Consider the following 18,572-nt stretch of genomic DNA (forward strand, 5'->3'; position numbering starts at 1 on the left):
TTTTCGTTTCTGTGATCAGTGTTTATTAATGCTTCAGCTCACACACAGCCTGCTCATAATCGATCAGTTCTGTGATCGTCGGATCATCGCCGCATACCGGGCAATGATGATTCTTCGGAAGCTTCACGGTACGGAATGTCATCTTCAGCGCATCGTAGGTAAGAAGTCTTCCTGTAAGAAGATCACCCTGTCCGATGATGTACTTGATGGCTTCCATTGCCTGAAGGCTTCCGATCACGCCGCCCATGGCTCCGATCACGCCAGCCTGCTTACAGGTCGGTACGGCGTCCTTTGGTGGCGGGCTCTGGAATGCACATCTGTAGCATGGTCCCTGTCCCGGGACGTAGGTCATCAGCTGTCCCTGGAAACGGATGATACCTGCATGTGAAAAAGGTTTCTCAGCCATTACACAGGCATCGTTGATCAGGAATTTTGCAGGGAAGTTGTCTGTTCCATCCAGAATGAAATCGTAATCTTTGATCAGATCCATGATATTGCTGGAATCCACAAACGTGTGATATGTATTTACGGTAACGTCCGGGTTGATGGCTCTCATGGTCTCAGCCGCAGACTCTACTTTCAGTTTGCCAACATCTGCAGTTGTGTGGATGACCTGTCTCTGAAGATTGGAAAGATCTACCTCATCTGCATCTACGATTCCGATGGTTCCCACACCTGCTGCTGCAAGGTAAAGGGCTGCCGGTGCTCCAAGTCCGCCGGCTCCGATGATAAGAACCTTGGCATTCAGAAGCTTTTTCTGGCCTTTTACTCCAACCTCTTTCAGGATGATGTGGCGGGAGTAACGCTCAAGCTGCTCATTTGTAAAAGCCATTATCTTGTGCCTCCTCCCATGTAGTACAGGAATTCAACAACGTCGCCGTCTTTTACAACTGTGTTCGGAACGTCTTCTTTGCTGATGAATTCATCGTTAATGGTTACGGTTACATACTCAGGACTTTCGATATCCTCTTTCTCAATAAGCTCTGTAAGCTTCAGTCCGTCTTCGTACTCTTTTTTATTTCCTGCAACTGTGATTGTCATTTCTCTGTTCTCCTATTCTTCAACTTTTCTTACGATCAGTGTATAAGTTCCGTCTTCATTATCTTCAAGTTTCAGGATCTGATGTCCTTCTTCTTTTACGCTTCTCGGTACATTCTGTACCGGCTCGCCATCGTTCATTTTGATCGCCAGGATCTGTCCGTCGTCCAGTTCCTCAAGTGCTACTTTTGCTTTTACAAAAGTTACCGGGCAAACTACATCGGTAATATCTACTGTATCATCAATCTTAATATCAGCCATTGTATGCTCCTTTCAAAACTTCCTGAAGTTTTTCAGCGCCTACCCGGTCGATGGTAAATTTAAAACGCTCTCCCGGATTTGCATGATCATCAAAAAACTGGATCGCTGCATCGGTCACTCTGAAAAGCTGCTCCTCAGAGGTGATCAGCGGAAGGAATTCCTGTCCCTTGCTGATGTGATTTCCAAACGTTCCGCCAAAGGAAACGATATATGCTTCGTTTACATCCCATGCATCCACCGGACAGGATTTCGCACATCTGCCGCAGTAGTTGCATTTCTCTGTGTCGATCACCAGCTTGTCCTCCTCAAAGGAGATGGCGTTTTCTCTGCAGGCCTTTTCGCAGACACCACAGTGGATACATGCGTCCTCTTTCCAGCTGACCTGAGCTGCTCCCTTGATTCCTACATCATTCTCCTCTGCCTTCAGACAGTTGTTCTGACATCCGGTAACACCGAATTTAAATTTATGAGGAAGCTCTCTTCCGAAATATCTTTCATTTAATTTCACTGCAATGTCATAGCTGTTGATATTTCCGCTTGGACAGACAGCGTTGCCCTGGCAGGCTGTAACTGTACGGACTCTCGGTCCGCAGACACCAGGCTTGCATCCGCCTTTTGCAAGATCATCCTTTACATCATCAATATCATCTAATTTAATGAACGGGATCTCAACTCCCTGTCTGGAAGTAAGATGTACATATCCGTCACCGTATTTCTCAGCTACCTCTGCGATCTTCTTAAGGTTTTCTGCGGTAAGTGTACCGCCTACACAGGCAAGACGAAGAGAAAAATTATTTTTCTGCTTCTGTCTCATGAAACCACCTTTTTTTAATGTAGCGTAATCTACTTTTGCCATAACGAACTCTCCATTTCTCTGCTGGTGCAGCTCTTAGATTTTATCGGTTATTTTCTATCGCTTGTTTGAAATCTTCTTTTAAATCTTCAATATCTTCAATTCCCACACTGATACGGATCAGATCCTCGAATACTCCGGACTGCAGCTTCTCTTCGTCGGAGATGTGTGCCGCGATGGTGGATTCCGGATGGATCACCAGTGTCTTCGTATCTCCGATATTGGAGATGATCAGCGGGATCTTCAATGAATTAATAATGGAAAAAGCCTTCTCCTTACTTCCGGTTCTTACGGTTACGATAGCTCCGTAGCCATTCCTGAACTGCTTTTCCGCAATTTCGTGATAAGGGCTTTCTTCCAGTCCCGGATAATTTACTTCAATGTCACCACCCAGGCCCTGTAAAAATCTCGCAAGCTCCAGTGCATTGTCACACTGTCTCTGCATTCGAAGTCCCAAGGTTTCCAGTCCCAGGTTATTAAGGAAAGCATTCTGCGGAGCAAGACACGCGCCAGTGTTCCGGAAAAGTCCGTTTCTAAGCTTGGCGATGTATGCAAATGGTCCGAATTTCCGGTATGGAGCAAGTCCCGGATATCGGTCAGGGTCCCATTTCAGACCCTTACCACAGACAAGAATACCGCTGATGGCATCACTGCTTCCATTGATATATTTGGAAGAGGAATGAACCACAATGTCAGCTCCAAGCTTCAATGGCTGGATCAGATACGGGGTTGCCACCGTGTTGTCTACGATCAGCGGTACGTCATGCTTATGTGCCACTTCCGCAACTGCCTGGATATCGGTAACATCCAGCTTTGGGTTGCCAATGGTCTCTGCAAAAACAAGTCGCGTCTTCTCTGTGATCTCTGCCTCAAAAGCTTCCGGCTTATTCTCTTTCACATATTTTACGGAAATCCCGAAAGGCTTCAGATCATCGAACAGTTCCACGGTTCCGCCGTACAGTCCGCAGGCTGCCACGATCTCGTCTCCCGCCTGAAGAATGTTCAGAAACGCATTGGTCAGCGCTGCCATTCCGGAAGCACAGGCCACACTGCCGATCCCATCCTCCAGCATGGTCACTCTTTTCTCAAAGGACTCTACCGTAGGATTGTTGATCCTTGTATAGGAGAAGCCCATTTTTTTATTGTCAAAAATTTTCTCCAGGTCTTCCGCGCTGTCATGTCGGAATGCGCTGCTCTGATAGATTGGAACCTGTGTGGCTCCCTGCGGATATTTCTCGTTGGTGCCGTGGAGCAGTCCTGTATTAAAGCCGTATTCGTTCATAGCCTCTTCCCTTTCTTTTGTTGACACTTATATTAACCTACTATTCATAGTATGTCAATAGGAAAACGGGATTAAATGTATTTTTTTGTGTACACAACTATACGACAGCATGATACAATTATAACAGTTGCGATAATTACAGCACCACAAGAAAGATGCCCGCAGGCATACAAACCTACATAAAGAACAGGAGGTGATCCCTATCAATATAAACCCGAAGCTCCGGAATATTTTTCACTCTTTATTCAGTCCCACCCTTGATTTCCGCGTCCGGCTGTTCAACATCCTCGCCTTGGGAGGTACTGTGATCAGCCTGATCATGGCCTTTCTCAGTCTCGGGACCGGTTCCTGGGGAAATGTACTGATCAATTTTGCGCTGGTTGCAATCTCCGGAGGGCTTTTTCTTTATTCCTATTACAGTGGAAAATATCAGCGCTGCTACCTGATCACCATTGTCGTGATCTTTCTGCTCGTTTTTCCGGTGATGTTTTTTACCAGCGGCGGTTATCGTGGCGGCATGCCGGCATTCTTTGTGTTTGCTATTATTTTTACCGTGCTGATGCTGGAAAAAAGACGCGCTCTAATCGTTTCCCTGCTGGAGATCCTCCTTTATATGGGACTGTGTCTGGTTGCATACCATTTCCCGGACACTGTAACTCCTTTTGCCACGGAAGCAGACCGGCTGGCAGATATCCTTCTGGCGTTTGTCTCTGTAAGTATTGTCTGCGGCAGTGTTCTCTATTTTCATCTGAAGGAATATAACCAGCAGCAGCTCCTTCTGGAGGAACAGAATCTGCGACTGCGCTCCCTTGATAATGCCAAGTCCACCTTCCTGACCACCGTTGCCCATGAGATTAAAAATCCTCTGAGTTCCATTTCCCTCCACGCGCGGGACACCTCCGAGCTCCTTGAGGAAGAGCCCCTGGATTTCTCTCTTATGCAGGAAAATCTCCGCACCATTGAACAGTCGGTAATGCGGATTGACCGGATCGTGCTGGATCTGATGGATACGGTTTCCATTGAGCAGGGACGGCTTGCCCTTTCCCTTGTCCCATCAGATCTGTCCGGTCTTTTGTATTCTGTAAAAAAAGACTACTGCAGTCATCCAAGCCCAAAGAACAATCAGCTGGTCCTTACGACACAATCCGGACTCCCGGAAATCTCTGCTGATCCGGAACGGCTGATCCAGGTTATCACCAATCTGATCTCCAATGCAGAGCGTCACACCCAAAACGGAACCATCACCATTTCGCTTACCGGCGAACCGGGCTGGCAGACCATCTGCGTCTCCGACACCGGAACCGGCATGTCAGAAGAAATGCGAAAAAACGCACTCAAGGGTTATGTTTCCGCTGATAAGGATTACTGGCGGCACGGCATAGGCCTCTATGTCTGTCATCAGATCATCACTGCCCATGGCGGCAAAATATGGCTGAAAAGTAAAGAAGGCGAGGGAACTCAGGTGTTCTTCTCACTTCCGGAGGAGGAATCATAAATGAATGAAAAGAAATCACTTATCCTTATGGTCGAGGATGAAGAACAGGTGCTGAATACCAACTGCCGTATGCTGCGGCGCCGTGGCTACGATGTCCGCACTGCACAGACAGCCGCCGAAGCCTGTCATCAGCTTGAAGAACAGCTTCCGGATCTTCTTATCCTGGACATTATGCTTCCGGACGGAAACGGTCTGGATCTCTGCCGCCGCTTCCGCGAAAAAACCATGAATCCGGTTCTTTTTCTCACCGGAAAAAGTGATATCCGGGATCGGGTAGAAGGACTTCAGCAGGGAGGCGACTATTATCTCACCAAACCTTATAATTTCGATGAATTTCTGGCCGTGATCCAGATGCTTCTGGAACGCCAGAAACGAATGGAAGAAAAAATAAAAGAAAAATTTCAGTCCTCCCGTCAGATCACCATCGGCAGCCTGCGGCTGGATCTTTCGGACGGCCATGCATATCTCAATAATGCCGACACAGGCCTTACCCGGACCGAATTCTCTCTGCTGCGTCTCCTTGCAGAAAACCAGGAGAAGATTTTTTCTGCAAAGGAGCTCTACGAAGCGGTATGGGGTAGCTGTGCAGGAACAGATACCAGCACGGTACGGCGGCATATCTTTAACCTCCGGACCAAGATCGGTGCCGAAGATACCGATGAGTATGACATTGTCTCGGTTTATGGGAAGGGATATCTTTTTACCTGCCGGTAAGCCGGCCTTTTCACGATCGGATAACATATTTCCAGACCTGTAAGCAGCTTTCCGTAAATGTCTCTTTTTCTTCACATTTCCAGATATCGGAATCTGTCTGTTACAATGTACTTAACAGACAGATCTTTTTTATTTGTAAAAATTTATGATCAAAGAATAGTAAGCAGCTAACTGCTGCGCAATTTATCAGGAGGTGCCTATGCATAAAAAAATCTTAGTTCTTTTAACAGGCGCGATTGCTCTTTCCATATCTGCAGTCCCGGTCCTCGCTTCTGACCCTCCAACCGATGACGGTCAGTACATCTGGCAGGATGAAAACGGAGATTACTGGTACCGCAATGGTTCCGAGGATGAATATATCGGGGAAGGTAATTATGCCCCTGACCCGGATTCCGGTGAACTGATGGAAGGCAATGATGCCGGCTGGACCGAACAGGACGGTTATTTTGAGCCTCATTATTATTATGAGGACGGCAGTGTGTGGCTGGAAGATGCCACCGGAACCACATATATTGGCTCCAGAGATAAATATTATATTGATGACTACGGCAATCTTCAGGAATATTCCGATTCTGAAACTGATTCCTCCTCCGGAAATTCTTCAGAAGAATCCTCCGATACCAGTGGAAACTCCTCCTCGCAGGATTCCGATTCTTCATACCCAAATTCCTCTTCCGATACAAACACGGAAGATTCCTCTGAATCGGAAAAGCGCGGCGAGCTTCATATGCGGGTTGGATTCCCTGCCGATGATACGATCAGAGAATCCATGCCCGAAAAAGAAGGTTATTTCGAGCAGCGTTCCGTAAATGGCGGAAAAAGCACTGCCTTTGTTTTAAAAGTACCGAATTCCTCTCTGGAGGATTCTTCCCTGAAGGGTTTTCTGGCAGAATACTATCCGGTAAAGGGTGAGATCATCACCAAAAAGGATCTTACCTTTGAATCTTATCCTGCCACGAAATATCAATACTTAACCGAAGTCAACGAAGAAGAAAAAAATGTAGATGCTCTTGTATGCCAGACTGACGATTATACATTCGGACTTTTTGTCCTGACTCCGTCAGACACCTATGATAAGGCCGCCGAAAAGGAAGCCACAGAGCTGATCAAATCCATAGATTTCGTTTACGCAGAGCGCGTGGATATGGCCATGACGGATTACTTCCAGGTCCTCACGCCGGAGCGCTGGAAATATCTCTGCCATTATGAAACAACCGAAACCGAAAATGGTGGATATAAACTGACTTATTACAATGAGGATGTTCCTGTACTGACTCTGGAAGCCAGATATTACGATGGCGAAGACCAGCCTCTGGACAGTGTAGTGTATGGCAGGGCTATCTCGGCCGTATCGAAACCGTCGACGGCAAAAAATACGATCTTCTGTCCACCATCAGCCAGTACTCCAAGGACGCCTCTGATGAATGGAAGGAAATGTATGACACTTATCTGGATGTCATAAACGGGATCCGTATAATGGATGGCTGTTCCCTGACCGAAGGAAACCATGCCTGATCCCTTGTGATTCACAATATTTACATAAAAGAAGCTGCAGACTCTGTTTTTTCACTGTTCTGCAGCTTCTTTGTGTTATTGTGTCCAACTATATCTTCTGCTGTCTATCCTTCGTAAATCTGATCAAAAATCCCTCCATCTGAGAAATGTGTTTCCTGTGCCTTTTTCCATCCGCCGAAATCATCAATGGTGACAAGATTGATGTCCAGGTCAAACACATCGGAGTATTCCTTCAGAATATCCTGGTTTGACGGACGGTAATAATTATCACCGGCGATCCGCTGTGCTTCATCGGAATAGAGATAATTCAGATATTCCTCTGCCACATCTCTGGTGCCTCTTTTGTCTACGACTTTATCAACTACTGCTACAGATGGCTGTGCAAGGATGCTGATGCTTGGTGTTACGATCTCGTAGTCGTCCGGATAATCCTTTACGGAAAGATAGGCTTCATTTTCCCAGGCGATCAGTACATCACCCTGTCCGTTTTCCACGAAAGAGGTCGTTGCGCCTCTGGCTCCGGTGTCCAGGACAAGTACGTTTTTGTAAAGATCTCCGATGAATTCTTTAATTTTGTCCTCGTCTCCGTTATATTTATCTTTTGCATAGGCCCAGGCTGCCAGATAGTTCCATCTTGCTCCGCCGGAGGTTTTCGGATTTGGTGTGATCACACCTACGTCTTTCTTTACCAGATCGTCCCAGTCTTTGATGTTCTTCGGATTTCCTTTTCTCACAAGAAATACAATCGTCGAAGTATAGGGAGCGCTGTCCTCCGGAAATTCGTCCACCCATCCGTCATCGATGAGTCCTGCATCCTGGATCGCATCCACATCATACTCCAGTGCCAGTGTTACCACATCTGCTTCCAGTCCGTTGGCAACCTCAAGTGCCTGCTTGCCGGAACCACCATGGGACTGTGTGATCTCCACATCCTGGCCTGTTTTTTCCTTCCAGTGTTCCTGGAAGCTCTTGTTGTACTGCTCGTAAAGCTCTCTGGTCGGATCATAAGATACATTGGTGATGCTGACACTGTCCGCCGCATAGGTGGTTACGCCTGTAAGGCTTCCAATTGTTGCTATTGCTGCAAGAGCTGCTACTGCTGATTTCCATCTTCTTTTCATAATACTTACCTCCTGTGTTTTGCCTCGTGTTTTGTTGTTGGGGCTATTATAAACATGAGTAAGTACATATGAAAACTATTAGATTGGAAACCGTTTTCAGACTATACAAAATTTCCGGGATCTCTGCCCTAAAAAGCAGCAGAAAATCCCCGGAAAACGTTAAATCAATACAGGATTCCGTGGAAAAATTTCCGTTTTGGAATATTTCGAGAAAACGTGATCAGCCTTGTATTACGCGGGATCCTGGGCGATTTTTCATCACACTTATCCACAACCGCCCCGGAAAAATGCTCTCCGGAGTGGTTGGTTTTCCACATATTCCACAGAAGTTATCCCATGATCTATGTTTTTACAGATAGATATAATCGTTCATTACAGGCTGCAGGCCGTTCTTTTTCAAATCATTGAAGACCTCATCTACAGATCTTCCGTCAGAGATCTCAAACTGGTCATCACCCTTATCTTCGATATCTTCCACATGGCTTCCGATTCCTGTGCTGACACCTGCGGAGATCTTGGTCGCCGCAATATTTACCAGATTATCCCTCACGCGGGCACACTCTCTGGTGGATACCGTAATGCTTGCAAAAGGCATAAACAGACGATACGCGCATACCACCTGAAGAAGCTGCGGTTCGTGTACATCCTTCGGGTTGATCCTGTCGTTGTTGATGATCGGACGAAGTCTCGGGCAGGAAAAAGCGATCTCTGCGTGTGGATATTTTCTCTGCAGAAGATATGCATGATATCCCGTTGCAAAAGCATCCTTGCGGAAATCATCCAATCCCAGAAGTGCCGCAAAACCAACACCTCGCATGCCGCCTTTTAACGCACGCTCCTGTGTATTTAACCTGTATGGGAAAATCCTCTTGTGGCCTGCCAGATGCAGAGTTTCGTATTTATCAGAATTATAAGTCTCCTGGAAAACCGTTACATAATCTGCACCGCATTTGTGAAGATATGCGTACTCATCAGAATTCATCGGATACACCTCAAGACCGACTACCTTGAAATATTTCCGGGCGATCTCACAAGCCTTTCCGATATATTCCACATTAGATTTCGTTTTGCTCTCTCCGGTAAGGATCAAAATCTCCTGGAGTCCGGTTTCTGCAATAGCTGCCATCTCTTTCTCGATCTCATCTGCATTCAGCTGTGCGCGGCGGATCTTGTTGTGGCAGTTAAATCCACAGTAAATACAGTAGTTCTCACAGTAGTTTGCAATGTAGATCGGTGTAAACATGCAGATACTGTTTCCAAAATGTTTCCTTGTTTCGATCCGTGCAGCCTGTGCGATTTCTTCCAAAAGAGGCAGCGCTGCCGGTGAAAGCAGTGCTTTAAAATCCTCCGGTGTACGGTTGTCATGAGCAAGCGCTCTCCGTACATCCGCTTCTGTGTACTTATCATAATCATATGCGTTCATTGCGGAAATAACCTGATCCATTACATCAGATTCTTCCAGTTGTTCCATATCCGGAAGGTACTTCATGTGATCGATACGGTTCTTTTTCATATCTTCCAGAATTTCTTCATTTACGATACTTTCATTAAAATGGCCGTCCTGCTGACTGGCCTGTACTGTCTCTGCCATTACTCTTATGTCGCTCCTCTCATATATTGCAGCAATACTCTGGTCCTCACTGCTGCATATCTGTAAACTCAATTTTGATTGAAACCAGACAATACCTGTGTTTCACTACACAGGCAGCGCCTGTCCCCCGCTTAGTGTTCTGCGTTCAATCATTCATTTATCAATTTTACTCATGAAGAAATCCGGTCAGTGGTGAAGATGCACTTGCACCTCTCTCCAGAGTTCTTCCCATACCGGAAAGATATGCACTTCTTCCTGCCTCAATAGCTTTCTTAAAGGCTTCCGCCATAACACGGACGTCTCCTGCAGTTGCAATGGCTGTATTTGCCATAACTGCTGCAGCACCCATTTCCATAGCCTCACATGCCTGTGACGGGCGGCCGATTCCTGCGTCCACGATGATCGGAAGGTCGATCTCGTCGATAAGGATCTGGATGAATTCTTTTGTACAGATTCCTTTGTTGGAACCGATCGGAGAGCCAAGTGGCATTACACAGGCAGCTCCTGCATTCACCAGATCTCTGGCTGCATTCAGATCCGGATACATGTATGGCATAACTACAAAGCCCTCTTTTGCAAGGATCTCTGTTGCCTTGATGGTCTCATAGTTATCCGGAAGAAGATATTTGGAATCATGGATAACTTCGATCTTTACAAAATCTCCACAGCCAAGCTCGCGGGAAAGTCTTGCAATACGGACTGCTTCCTCTGCATTTCTGGCTCCTGATGTATTCGGAAGAAGAGTAACATCCTTCGGCACATAGTCAAGAATATTGGCAAGCCCACCCTCATTTGCACGGCGCAGGGCAAGTGTTACGATCTGAGTTCCTGCTTTTTCAATACATGCTTTTACAAGCTCCAGGGAAAATTTTCCGGAACCAAGGATAAAACGGGAAGTAAACTCATGGCCTCCCAGGATCAGTTTGTCTTCATTTGTGTTTGCTGTTGTCATTTTTTATGTCCACCTTTCTTTATGTCTGTTTGCAGAAAATATTTCCACCGATTTATAACCAGCGCCTTCTTCTGCCAGATCATTCTTCATCTGCATTTTTTCAGTAACTTATCTGTCAGTTACTGCCGTGGTATATATACCTAATTTTATCTCTATAGCGACATCAGCAGCTTCCGCCGCCCATAAACTGCAGAATCTCCACAACATCGCCATCTTTCAGTACTGTTGTATCGTAAGTATCTCTCTTAATGATTTCTTCATTCAGCTCTACTACAACCTGCACCGGAACATAGTTACATGCTTCCAGATATTCTGTTACTGTCACCGACTTTTCCAATGTTCTGCTTTCACCATTTACTGTGATCATGATCTCTCCTTTCCGGAAACTTCAAAAGCTATTCGTCAATAAAAAAGAGTTCACAAAGAAATACACCCGCGGTGGTGCACCCCTTCATGAACTCAGTTCACTCTCAAATTTCCCAATATTCAATTGTCGATACCGGGGTTAAAAGCATTCGCTCTTGATCCCTTCCCTGTAAATCCTGATCTTACGTATTCAATCGGATAAAAACATCCGCATCCAATAAAAAAGGAGATACACCAAAGTATCTCCCGTAAATTCATCTTATACGTTCCTACGTTGGCATTATCCAAATCAGGTATAAGGGTCGAAGTTGAAGACTTCCTCTCAGCCTGCCATCACAAGCTCCCCTGTTATTTACATGGTTTAGTATAAGGCGAATTATGATCAATGTCAAGAGCATTAAATTTTCTCACAATAGTTCCAATTTGTTCTAAAATATAGTACACTATAATTGCTGCCAACCCTCCAGCAGAAAGGAGGTGAAGTCCAGTGTGCGAATTAATCATCACATTTTTTGTTTCTGTTACGGCGGATATAGTTAGCTACTATATTCGCAAATGGCTGGACAGAAATGACAGGCAGTAACAGTCTGAAAGGCTTAAGCCCCCTTACATAACGGCATAGAAAACCCCGGAAGTGTGCGAGACTTCCGGGGTTTTCGTTTTTGCCAATGTTTGAATTTCATCACATTTCTTAGCTACTATCATCTTATGCTTTCTATACTAATTTGTCAACCGGAATTTATTAACGGCATCATCATAGGATATTACTGTTATTTATAAGCAGTGAATCCCAGATCCTTCATTGTCAGATTTAAATTCTTTTTCAGATAATCATTTGCTACTTTCATTGTCGCTTTCATCATAATATTGGAAGAATCCTGCAGATCTGTCATCGCTTTTTTTCCGTTTGTATACAAGAAAGTCAGATTCTGACCTTTATAAGCAGATGCTTTTGTAGAAGAAGTCACCAGCAGAAAGACTTCATTTGTAGACAGGGTGGACTTCACACTGACCGTATCAGATTTCACACAGTTTCCGATAATATCCAGTCCGGCAAGGATTCCATCTGAAGGCATAGAGAGCATCATCCCAATATCTATCTTATCTTCTTTCTTCAGATAACCGATCATCAGAGTACTTTCTTTATCTACTTTGACATTTATAAACTGATTTCCGTCTTCAGTATATTTACCTTTCTGACTGATGTATTTTTTCAATTTGCTATAATTCTGCGTCAATCTGGTATTAGCCGAAGTCGGATTCTTTACAGTAACCTTGCAGGTGAATTTTCTGCCGCCAAGAGTCGCTGTGATAACCGCTATTCCTGTTTTTACCGCGGTGATCTTTCCGGCAGAAGTTATCTTGACAACATTTGTGTTGCTGCTCTTCCATGACGGTTTCAGACTGGTGCCTTTGATCTTCAGTGTATAAGTTTTTTTCGGTGCCAGTGTCAGGCTGGTCTTATTCAGGGTGAGATAATTCAGACCTGCGATCGCTGTCAGACCTTTTTCATTATATCTACTCCAGATCGTATTTTTTCCGGATTTCCGGTAAGCTCTCACTGTGTAAGTATAGCTTACTCCGGTACTTACTTTTGTATCGGTAAGCGTAACATTTTTGCTTCCTGTGATGTTTTTTACTGTTTTCCATCCGCTGTTTCCGGTCTTGCGGTATACCCGGTATCCGGTAACTCCTTTTACCTGTTTCCAGCTGAAAATAATCTTATTCCTGCCGGAGATCTTAATAGAAGACATAGCCGGCGTTGCTACGTTTATCGCCGCCTGTACTTCTGTCGCACTGATCAACTCCGGAACCGCAGCTGGTGCCGCCGTTGCAATCATAAAACCTGTCAAAATGCCACATAAAGCTTTTTTCCAATTTCTTCTCATACGCTTTTTTCCTTTCTGCTTTGTGGTATATCTGGATTCCCTAACAAATATAGTATACATTACAAAAAATATTCCTGCTATGATATTTTTCACCGAATCGGGGCTTTCGGTGAAATTCGGCAGTTTCTACAATGGCTTGACACTCCCCTCAACTAAAGCAGGGGGATTCTTGCTTCTCCCACTACTGCATTGGCAAACACCTTACGGTACTGCAATGTCTTACACAGTGTCCACAAGCTATATTTATACTGTTCCCGTATGCCCTACGGTACAGTTTTTATCTTTATGCAGACTGCATCTGCAGTCCTTTTTTCAGAATATTGATACTTGCATTCGTATCCCGGTCATGAACCGCATGGCATTTGGGACACTCCCAGATACGAATGCCCAGATTTTTTATCCGTGGATCTCTGTAGCCACAACAGCTGCAGGTCTGACTGCTCGGATACATCGTTGGTACTCTGTGAATTTCATTTCCATACCAGCCAGCTTTATATTCCAGCATTTCAAAAAATTTTGCCCAGGAAACACTCGCTATCGATTTTGACAGTTTATGATTCCGGATCATCCCCTTAACATTCAGATCTTCAATACAGATGGTTTGGTTTTCACGCACCAGCATCGTTGACTGTTTCTGCAGGAAATCATTCCGCTGATTGGTTACTTTCTCATACACTCTTGCCACCCTGATCCGCTGCTTCTCGCGGTTATGGGAATCTTTTTGTTTTCGGGAAAGCCTGCGCTGTTCTCTTATGAGTTTTCGCATTGAGCGTTCCAGATATCTGGGATTTGATACCGTATTTCCATTACTGTCGGAGTAGAACGCTTTGATTCCGACATCAATCCCTATCGTTCCCCCAGCATTTGAGCGTGGTTCCGGTTCAAAATCAACATTTAAAACCGCAAAATATTTTCCAGCCGGTGTGTGCTCAATGATCACGTGATTAATCTTTTCCACTTCCATCGACTGCCGTATTTTAACAAATCCAAGTTTCGGAAGTTTGATATATCTTCCCACAATACGAATATTATCTTTTTGATTTACCGTTCTGTATGACTGGAACCGGTTATGTTTACTTTTGAAGGTTGGATAGGAAGCCCGTTTCTGAAAGAAATTCACAAATCCCCGGTCGAGATCCCGCAAAGACTGCTGTAATGCAATGGAATCTGCTGCTTTCAGAAAGGCAAACTCCTCTTGCTTTTTCAGTTCAGTCAGCATGGCGGAAGTCTGGGAATAGCCGATCTTTTCCCCATTTTCATAGCCTTCCTTACGCATGGCAAGTCCCCGGTTGTAGATGAACCGGCAACATCCCAGGGTCTGATGGATGAAGTTTTTCTGTTCTCTGTTCGGGTAGATCCTGAATTTAATTCCTTTTTGCATTATCCCATCTTATCCTTTTGTCTCTGCGATGTTTTCTGGTTTTCAATATACTGTTTTACTGCTTCCATCGGGGCACCGCCCACCGTCGATACAAAATAGCTGTTGTCCAGAGAGTCGGCATTTTCGTTTTAAGATAGGGAAATTCCTGTCTTAAAACTCTGGACGTATAGCCTTTAAATGACTTTACAGCTTTGTGGATGCCAAACTGAGGATCTACTTCCAAAAGCATATGAACATGGTCTGGCATGATCTCCATTTCCAGAATGTCTACAGAAAAATTTGCAGCATACTCTGTGAGCAGCTCCTTCAGCCGGACGTCCACACCGTTAATTAATACTTTTCGTCTATACTTTGGACACCATACTACATGGTATTTACAGGAATAGACGACATTGTTGTTTGATTTATATGTTGTGTTCATATTTGTATTATATTATGGTTTATTAGTTAATACAATTACTATTTTGTCCCTCTTCAATTACTTGCATAAATTCGATGGACGCGTCTTATATCCCCATAGTTGAAGCAGGGGGTTTTACGACGCATTGGATAAAATACTATATTCCAAAACGACACAAAAAAATCGCCGAACCCCAGTAAAATCAAAAGGTACAGCGATTTTTTTGTTTAGCAACTGTCAAAGACAGGAGTATAAAACGGTTTCTGACCAATGTCAAGCCAGAAAGATTTAAGCCCTCTTACACTGTCTGATTTGCCAGACAGAATTCTTATAATTCCGGAACCACTGTAGTCCATAGATGATTTCCTATTTTCTGGAAATCCCCCTCCAGAGACATTACAGTTACTACTGCATCCTTGTCAGGAAACGCCAGACAGAACTGACCATAATTTCCATCGGATCGATAGGAACCGGCTTCCGGATTCATGACAAACTGATATCCATATCCAAAACCGGAATAAAGATTTCCCGGGCTTCCTGCCGCTGAATTATCCACCAGATTGGACGTTGCCATCTTCATGTATGACTCTGGCACCAGCTGTTTTCCATTATAATTTCCCTTGTGAAGAATCATCTGTCCATACCGGGTAAACTCATCAATATTCACATAAAGTCCATTAGCCGCATGCACATGCCCTTTCGGACACAAAGTCCAGTCTGGATTTCCAATTCCCAGCGGCTCAAAAAAGCGATTTCTCAAATATTCCAGAAGATTAACTCCCGCACGTTTTTCAATCGCGCAGCTGATCATATAAGTATTAAAATTGCTGTACAGCCATTCTGTTCCCGGTTTTTTTATCACTTTCGCATTCTCGAAGAAATATCGGATCCAGTCCGGAGTTGTGTAACGCTCCGGCCAGTCACAGAAAAACAGAGAGCTTTCCAAACCTGTAGTCATTGTCAGCATATTTTCCAGCGTTACATCCCCCAGATATCCTTCCGGATTCTCCGGTGCATACTCTGGAAAAATATCCACAATCTTCTCATCAAGTCGAATCAGCCCTTCATCAAGTGCGATTCCTGCCGCACAGGACACAACACCCTTGCAGGCAGACCAGGTGTTAAGGCGTGTCTTGACAGGCATTCTTTTATATTCTGCCGTTAACTGTCCTTCACGCCATATCTGCGCATACATAACATTGAGATTTTCTTTTAAAGTTTTGATAGCAAATTCATTGATCAGGTTCTGGTCTTTATTCATAAACATTAATCCTCCCACACACTTGTTTCCATCTTTACATCAGGACTTACACTTCTAAACCATCCGTAAGCCATGCATACTACAATGGCTATCAGACTGATGATTACTACCGGAAGTTTCAGGCTTCTGCAAGAATTGATAAAAATGCAGATATATGCAAACAGGCTCAAACAGCAGAGGAAATAATATTTTCCGTTAGAAATATGCATTGGTGATTTTTCCCATGCTTCTGCATGTTTTTTCGGAAGCTGGAAATACGCATAAATCTGCAGAAATGCCAATGCTGATGCCAGAAGCATAATATTATTTACAACATCACTGATAGAAAAGTCCAGTAACACAGGTAATATTCCCATAAGATAAGTAAATGTCATCAGTTTCCAGTAAGCCCCTCTTCTGTTCTGAGCTGCCCATGATTTCGGAAGCCATCCATCTTTACAGGACTGTGCAACCGGAATACAGTTATTGGAAATTGTTGAATTAATGGATGAAGACAGTGCAAGTACCGGACCACCAATCATAAATACTGTGAAAAGTGCCGGATTTAAAATATTTTTTGCAACCAGGGTAAGCGGCTGTCCGGCTACCTGATCCAGAGGAAGCACACCACTTGCTACAATTGCAACACCGCCATATACAACCATCAGTGTCGGAATACAGTACAGAAGTGCCTTTGGAATATCTTTATGCGCTTCTTTTGCCTGTTTACCATAATTCATAATGCAGGAATATCCGTTTGTTGAATATACATACAGCATGATTGCGGAAAAGAATCCGGATGGACCATTGTAGAAAAAGTCTGGTGCTGTAAACTCAAACACCGGATTTTTCAGCTGGAGGCATCCCAGAACAATAAACAGACCAAGTGCAACAAACAGCAGGATAACCAGAATTTTCTGTACCTTCGCCATTACATCCACACCACACAGATTGATGGCAAAGAACACACTCAGGGCTGCAATTCCAAACCATTTCGCATTAATCTGCGGCCACAGGGAATTTGCATACATACCAATTGCCACACCATAAGTCGCCAGATTGATCGTCTGTGGCAAAAATCCTACTGCATACATACCGGCAACTCGTTTGCCGGCCATATCTCCTACCAGAGAATAAAATCCTCCTCCAAGTTTCAGTGTAGATGTGATCCATGGAATTGGTGCAATCATCATAAATCCCCAGATACATGCAGCTACATATGCCAACCATGCTGACTGACCAGTCAAAAGAATTGCCGGTCCGATCAGTGTCAGAACACCCGATCCAATCGCCTGTCCTACACCGATTGTATAAAGATCACTTCGTTTCAGGTAACCTGTTTTTTCTTTTATTTCCTTTACTGTTGACGACATAAAAGCCCCCCTTTTTTATTGACTTTAATATTAATAGTGCAATTAATTCTTTTTCTGACGTCATATGAATTATTTAATGCTATATTAACATCTAGGTTTCAAGATTTCTATTGACAATATTATTAAAAATACACACTTTAATTTGTGCATTATTTACATCTTTTTTATGTTAAGAAGAATTTTTTACTCCATTATATTGTAATCAAACTTTACACCTGTTATAATTTATTATACTAATCGTACAGTACAGGAGGTTTTCATGAAAATAGAACAGTTGATCCGTGAAAAAGTATCTTTCCTTTCTGCCGGTCAGAAGAAAGTTGCCGAATATATATTACAACACCTTGATTCATTCAGTTATTCCACCCTTGCGAAACTCAGCAAGGAAATTTCCGTAAGCGAAACCACTATCATACGCCTTGCCTATTCCCTGGGATTTGAAAGTTTTTCTGAAATGCAGCGTACTGTACAGAATGATATTCTTTCCGTTCCTACGGTTATAAAAGACGATTCACTGCTGGATAGCGGAAATTTTTATCAAAACATCATTGCCAATGAACTCCATTCCATGGAAAGCTGGGCATCTCATCTGAATCAGGAAGATATGGATCAGATTGTTACCCATCTGAGCAATGCCAAAAAACGCCTCATTGTTGGTGCACGCTCTTCCTACAGTGCCGCTCTCTGGATGGGAACTCTGTTGAATCAGCTTCTTGGAAATACCAAGGTGGTTCACGAATTTTACGATTCCAATTTCGAATATCTCACAGAAGCATCCGAGGATACAGTTGTTCTTCTGATCTCTTTTGCCCGCTATACCAAATGGTCTCTGAAATATGCACAGATTGCCAAAAATCATGGTGCAAAGATACTCGCCATCACAGACAGCATTTCATCACCGGCATGGGCGCTGGCAGACCACGCTATCATTATAGAGATCAATCTCAATGAAATGGGATTTAACTCCTTCTCATGCCTCTATTGTCTGTTTGACAGTATTGTTGCAAAAATCCGCAAAACCAGGTGCAAATCCATCAGTACACGACTTCATGACCTAGAAGAACTTTATTCAGACTTTGATCTTTTTTACGAATAATAATT

17 protein-coding genes, 1 pseudogene and 1 riboswitch are annotated in these 18,572 nt (G+C 44.0%); of the genes and pseudogenes, 4 read left to right on the plus strand and 14 right to left on the minus strand.

The genetic code is table 11. From position 1 onward, the window contains the following. Positions 1 to 25: 25 nt before the first annotated feature. From thiF to BN3261_RS13130, 5 genes are read right to left on the minus strand one after another with little or no spacing between them, the layout of a single operon-like run. Positions 26 to 832: a thiazole biosynthesis adenylyltransferase ThiF gene (gene thiF / locus BN3261_RS13110; protein WP_059086474.1), complete on the minus strand. Its 807-nt coding sequence runs from the start codon at positions 830 to 832 to the stop codon at positions 26 to 28. Next, on the minus strand, positions 832 to 1,041 hold the full coding sequence (gene thiS / locus BN3261_RS13115) for a sulfur carrier protein ThiS (protein WP_059086475.1): 210 nt from the start codon (positions 1,039 to 1,041) through the stop codon (positions 832 to 834). The genes thiF and thiS (BN3261_RS13115) overlap by 1 nt, the downstream gene beginning before the upstream one ends. A gap of 12 nt (positions 1,042 to 1,053) precedes the next feature. Next, positions 1,054 to 1,299 carry a sulfurtransferase TusA family protein gene (locus BN3261_RS13120; protein WP_015526613.1) on the minus strand — a complete coding sequence of 82 codons (246 nt, stop codon included), beginning with the start codon at positions 1,297 to 1,299 and terminating at the stop codon, positions 1,054 to 1,056. Next, positions 1,292 to 2,155 (minus strand): 4Fe-4S binding protein, encoded by an 864-nt coding sequence (locus BN3261_RS13125; RefSeq protein ID WP_059086476.1) that lies wholly within the window; start codon positions 2,153 to 2,155, stop codon positions 1,292 to 1,294. Before BN3261_RS13125 ends, BN3261_RS13120 begins: the two co-directional genes overlap by 8 nt. Before the next feature lie 40 nt (positions 2,156 to 2,195). Then, a complete protein-coding gene (locus BN3261_RS13130) occupies positions 2,196 to 3,434 on the minus strand; it encodes an O-acetylhomoserine aminocarboxypropyltransferase/cysteine synthase family protein (protein ID WP_022426722.1) in 1,239 nt (412 codons plus the stop codon). Positions 3,435 to 3,738: 304 nt separating this feature from the next. Here BN3261_RS13130 and BN3261_RS13135 point away from each other — a divergent pair, with 304 nt between their 5' ends. The 3 genes from BN3261_RS13135 to BN3261_RS13145 all read left to right on the plus strand — a co-directional run bounded on the left by BN3261_RS13135 (position 3,739) and on the right by BN3261_RS13145 (position 7,105). Next, positions 3,739 to 4,929 carry a sensor histidine kinase gene (locus BN3261_RS13135; protein ID WP_235812383.1) on the plus strand — a complete coding sequence of 397 codons (1,191 nt, stop codon included), beginning with the start codon at positions 3,739 to 3,741 and terminating at the stop codon, positions 4,927 to 4,929. Then, positions 4,930 to 5,643 (plus strand): response regulator transcription factor, encoded by a 714-nt coding sequence (locus BN3261_RS13140; RefSeq protein ID WP_059086477.1) that lies wholly within the window; start codon positions 4,930 to 4,932, stop codon positions 5,641 to 5,643. 199 nt (positions 5,644 to 5,842) lie between these two features. Next, positions 5,843 to 7,105: a hypothetical protein gene (locus BN3261_RS13145; RefSeq protein ID WP_235812384.1), complete on the plus strand. Its 1,263-nt coding sequence runs from the start codon at positions 5,843 to 5,845 to the stop codon at positions 7,103 to 7,105. A gap of 157 nt (positions 7,106 to 7,262) precedes the next feature. On the opposite strand, the gene BN3261_RS13150 is transcribed toward BN3261_RS13145, so the two are convergent. The 9 genes and pseudogenes from BN3261_RS13150 to BN3261_RS13190 all read right to left on the minus strand — a co-directional run bounded on the left by BN3261_RS13150 (position 7,263) and on the right by BN3261_RS13190 (position 17,471). Beyond that, the gene (locus BN3261_RS13150) at positions 7,263 to 8,279 is read right to left on the minus strand and encodes a sulfate ABC transporter substrate-binding protein (RefSeq protein ID WP_059086478.1); all 1,017 of its coding nucleotides are present in this window, start codon (positions 8,277 to 8,279) and stop codon (positions 7,263 to 7,265) included. Between the two features lie 349 nt (positions 8,280 to 8,628). Beyond that, positions 8,629 to 9,870, minus strand: a complete 1,242-nt coding sequence (thiH, locus tag BN3261_RS13155; protein WP_059086479.1) for a 2-iminoacetate synthase ThiH — start codon at positions 9,868 to 9,870, stop codon at positions 8,629 to 8,631. Between the two features lie 166 nt (positions 9,871 to 10,036). After that, positions 10,037 to 10,822 carry a thiazole synthase gene (locus BN3261_RS13160; RefSeq protein ID WP_015526604.1) on the minus strand — a complete coding sequence of 262 codons (786 nt, stop codon included), beginning with the start codon at positions 10,820 to 10,822 and terminating at the stop codon, positions 10,037 to 10,039. A gap of 163 nt (positions 10,823 to 10,985) precedes the next feature. Beyond that, entirely contained in the window at positions 10,986 to 11,189 is a 204-nt protein-coding gene (gene thiS / locus BN3261_RS13165) for a sulfur carrier protein ThiS (protein WP_059086480.1), read from the minus strand. 248 nt (positions 11,190 to 11,437) lie between these two features. Beyond that, a riboswitch (TPP riboswitch) is annotated at positions 11,438 to 11,545 on the minus strand. 413 nt (positions 11,546 to 11,958) lie between these two features. Then, positions 11,959 to 13,077 (minus strand): fibronectin type III domain-containing protein, encoded by a 1,119-nt coding sequence (locus BN3261_RS13170; RefSeq protein ID WP_199874119.1) that lies wholly within the window; start codon positions 13,075 to 13,077, stop codon positions 11,959 to 11,961. Between the two features lie 283 nt (positions 13,078 to 13,360). Continuing rightward, positions 13,361 to 14,458 carry an IS200/IS605 family element RNA-guided endonuclease TnpB gene (gene tnpB / locus BN3261_RS13175; RefSeq protein ID WP_059086482.1) on the minus strand — a complete coding sequence of 366 codons (1,098 nt, stop codon included), beginning with the start codon at positions 14,456 to 14,458 and terminating at the stop codon, positions 13,361 to 13,363. Continuing rightward, positions 14,458 to 14,879: pseudogene (tnpA, locus tag BN3261_RS13180) on the minus strand (IS200/IS605 family transposase). The gene tnpB and the pseudogene tnpA overlap by 1 nt, the downstream one beginning before the upstream one ends. 307 nt (positions 14,880 to 15,186) lie before the next feature. Continuing rightward, positions 15,187 to 16,119, minus strand: a complete 933-nt coding sequence (locus tag BN3261_RS13185; RefSeq protein ID WP_173702171.1) for a serine hydrolase domain-containing protein — start codon at positions 16,117 to 16,119, stop codon at positions 15,187 to 15,189. Between the two features lie 5 nt (positions 16,120 to 16,124). Further along, complete coding sequence (locus tag BN3261_RS13190; protein ID WP_059086484.1) at positions 16,125 to 17,471, minus strand: APC family permease; 1,347 nt, start codon at positions 17,469 to 17,471, stop codon at positions 16,125 to 16,127. Between the two features lie 259 nt (positions 17,472 to 17,730). On the opposite strand from BN3261_RS13190, the gene BN3261_RS13195 reads away from it, so the two are divergent. Further along, on the plus strand, positions 17,731 to 18,567 hold the full coding sequence (locus tag BN3261_RS13195) for a MurR/RpiR family transcriptional regulator (protein WP_015526598.1): 837 nt from the start codon (positions 17,731 to 17,733) through the stop codon (positions 18,565 to 18,567). The last annotated feature ends 5 nt before the right edge of the window (positions 18,568 to 18,572 follow it).

The organism is Blautia massiliensis (ex Durand et al. 2017), assembly GCF_001487165.1.
Lineage (GTDB): Bacteria > Bacillota > Clostridia > Lachnospirales > Lachnospiraceae > Blautia_A > Blautia_A fusiformis.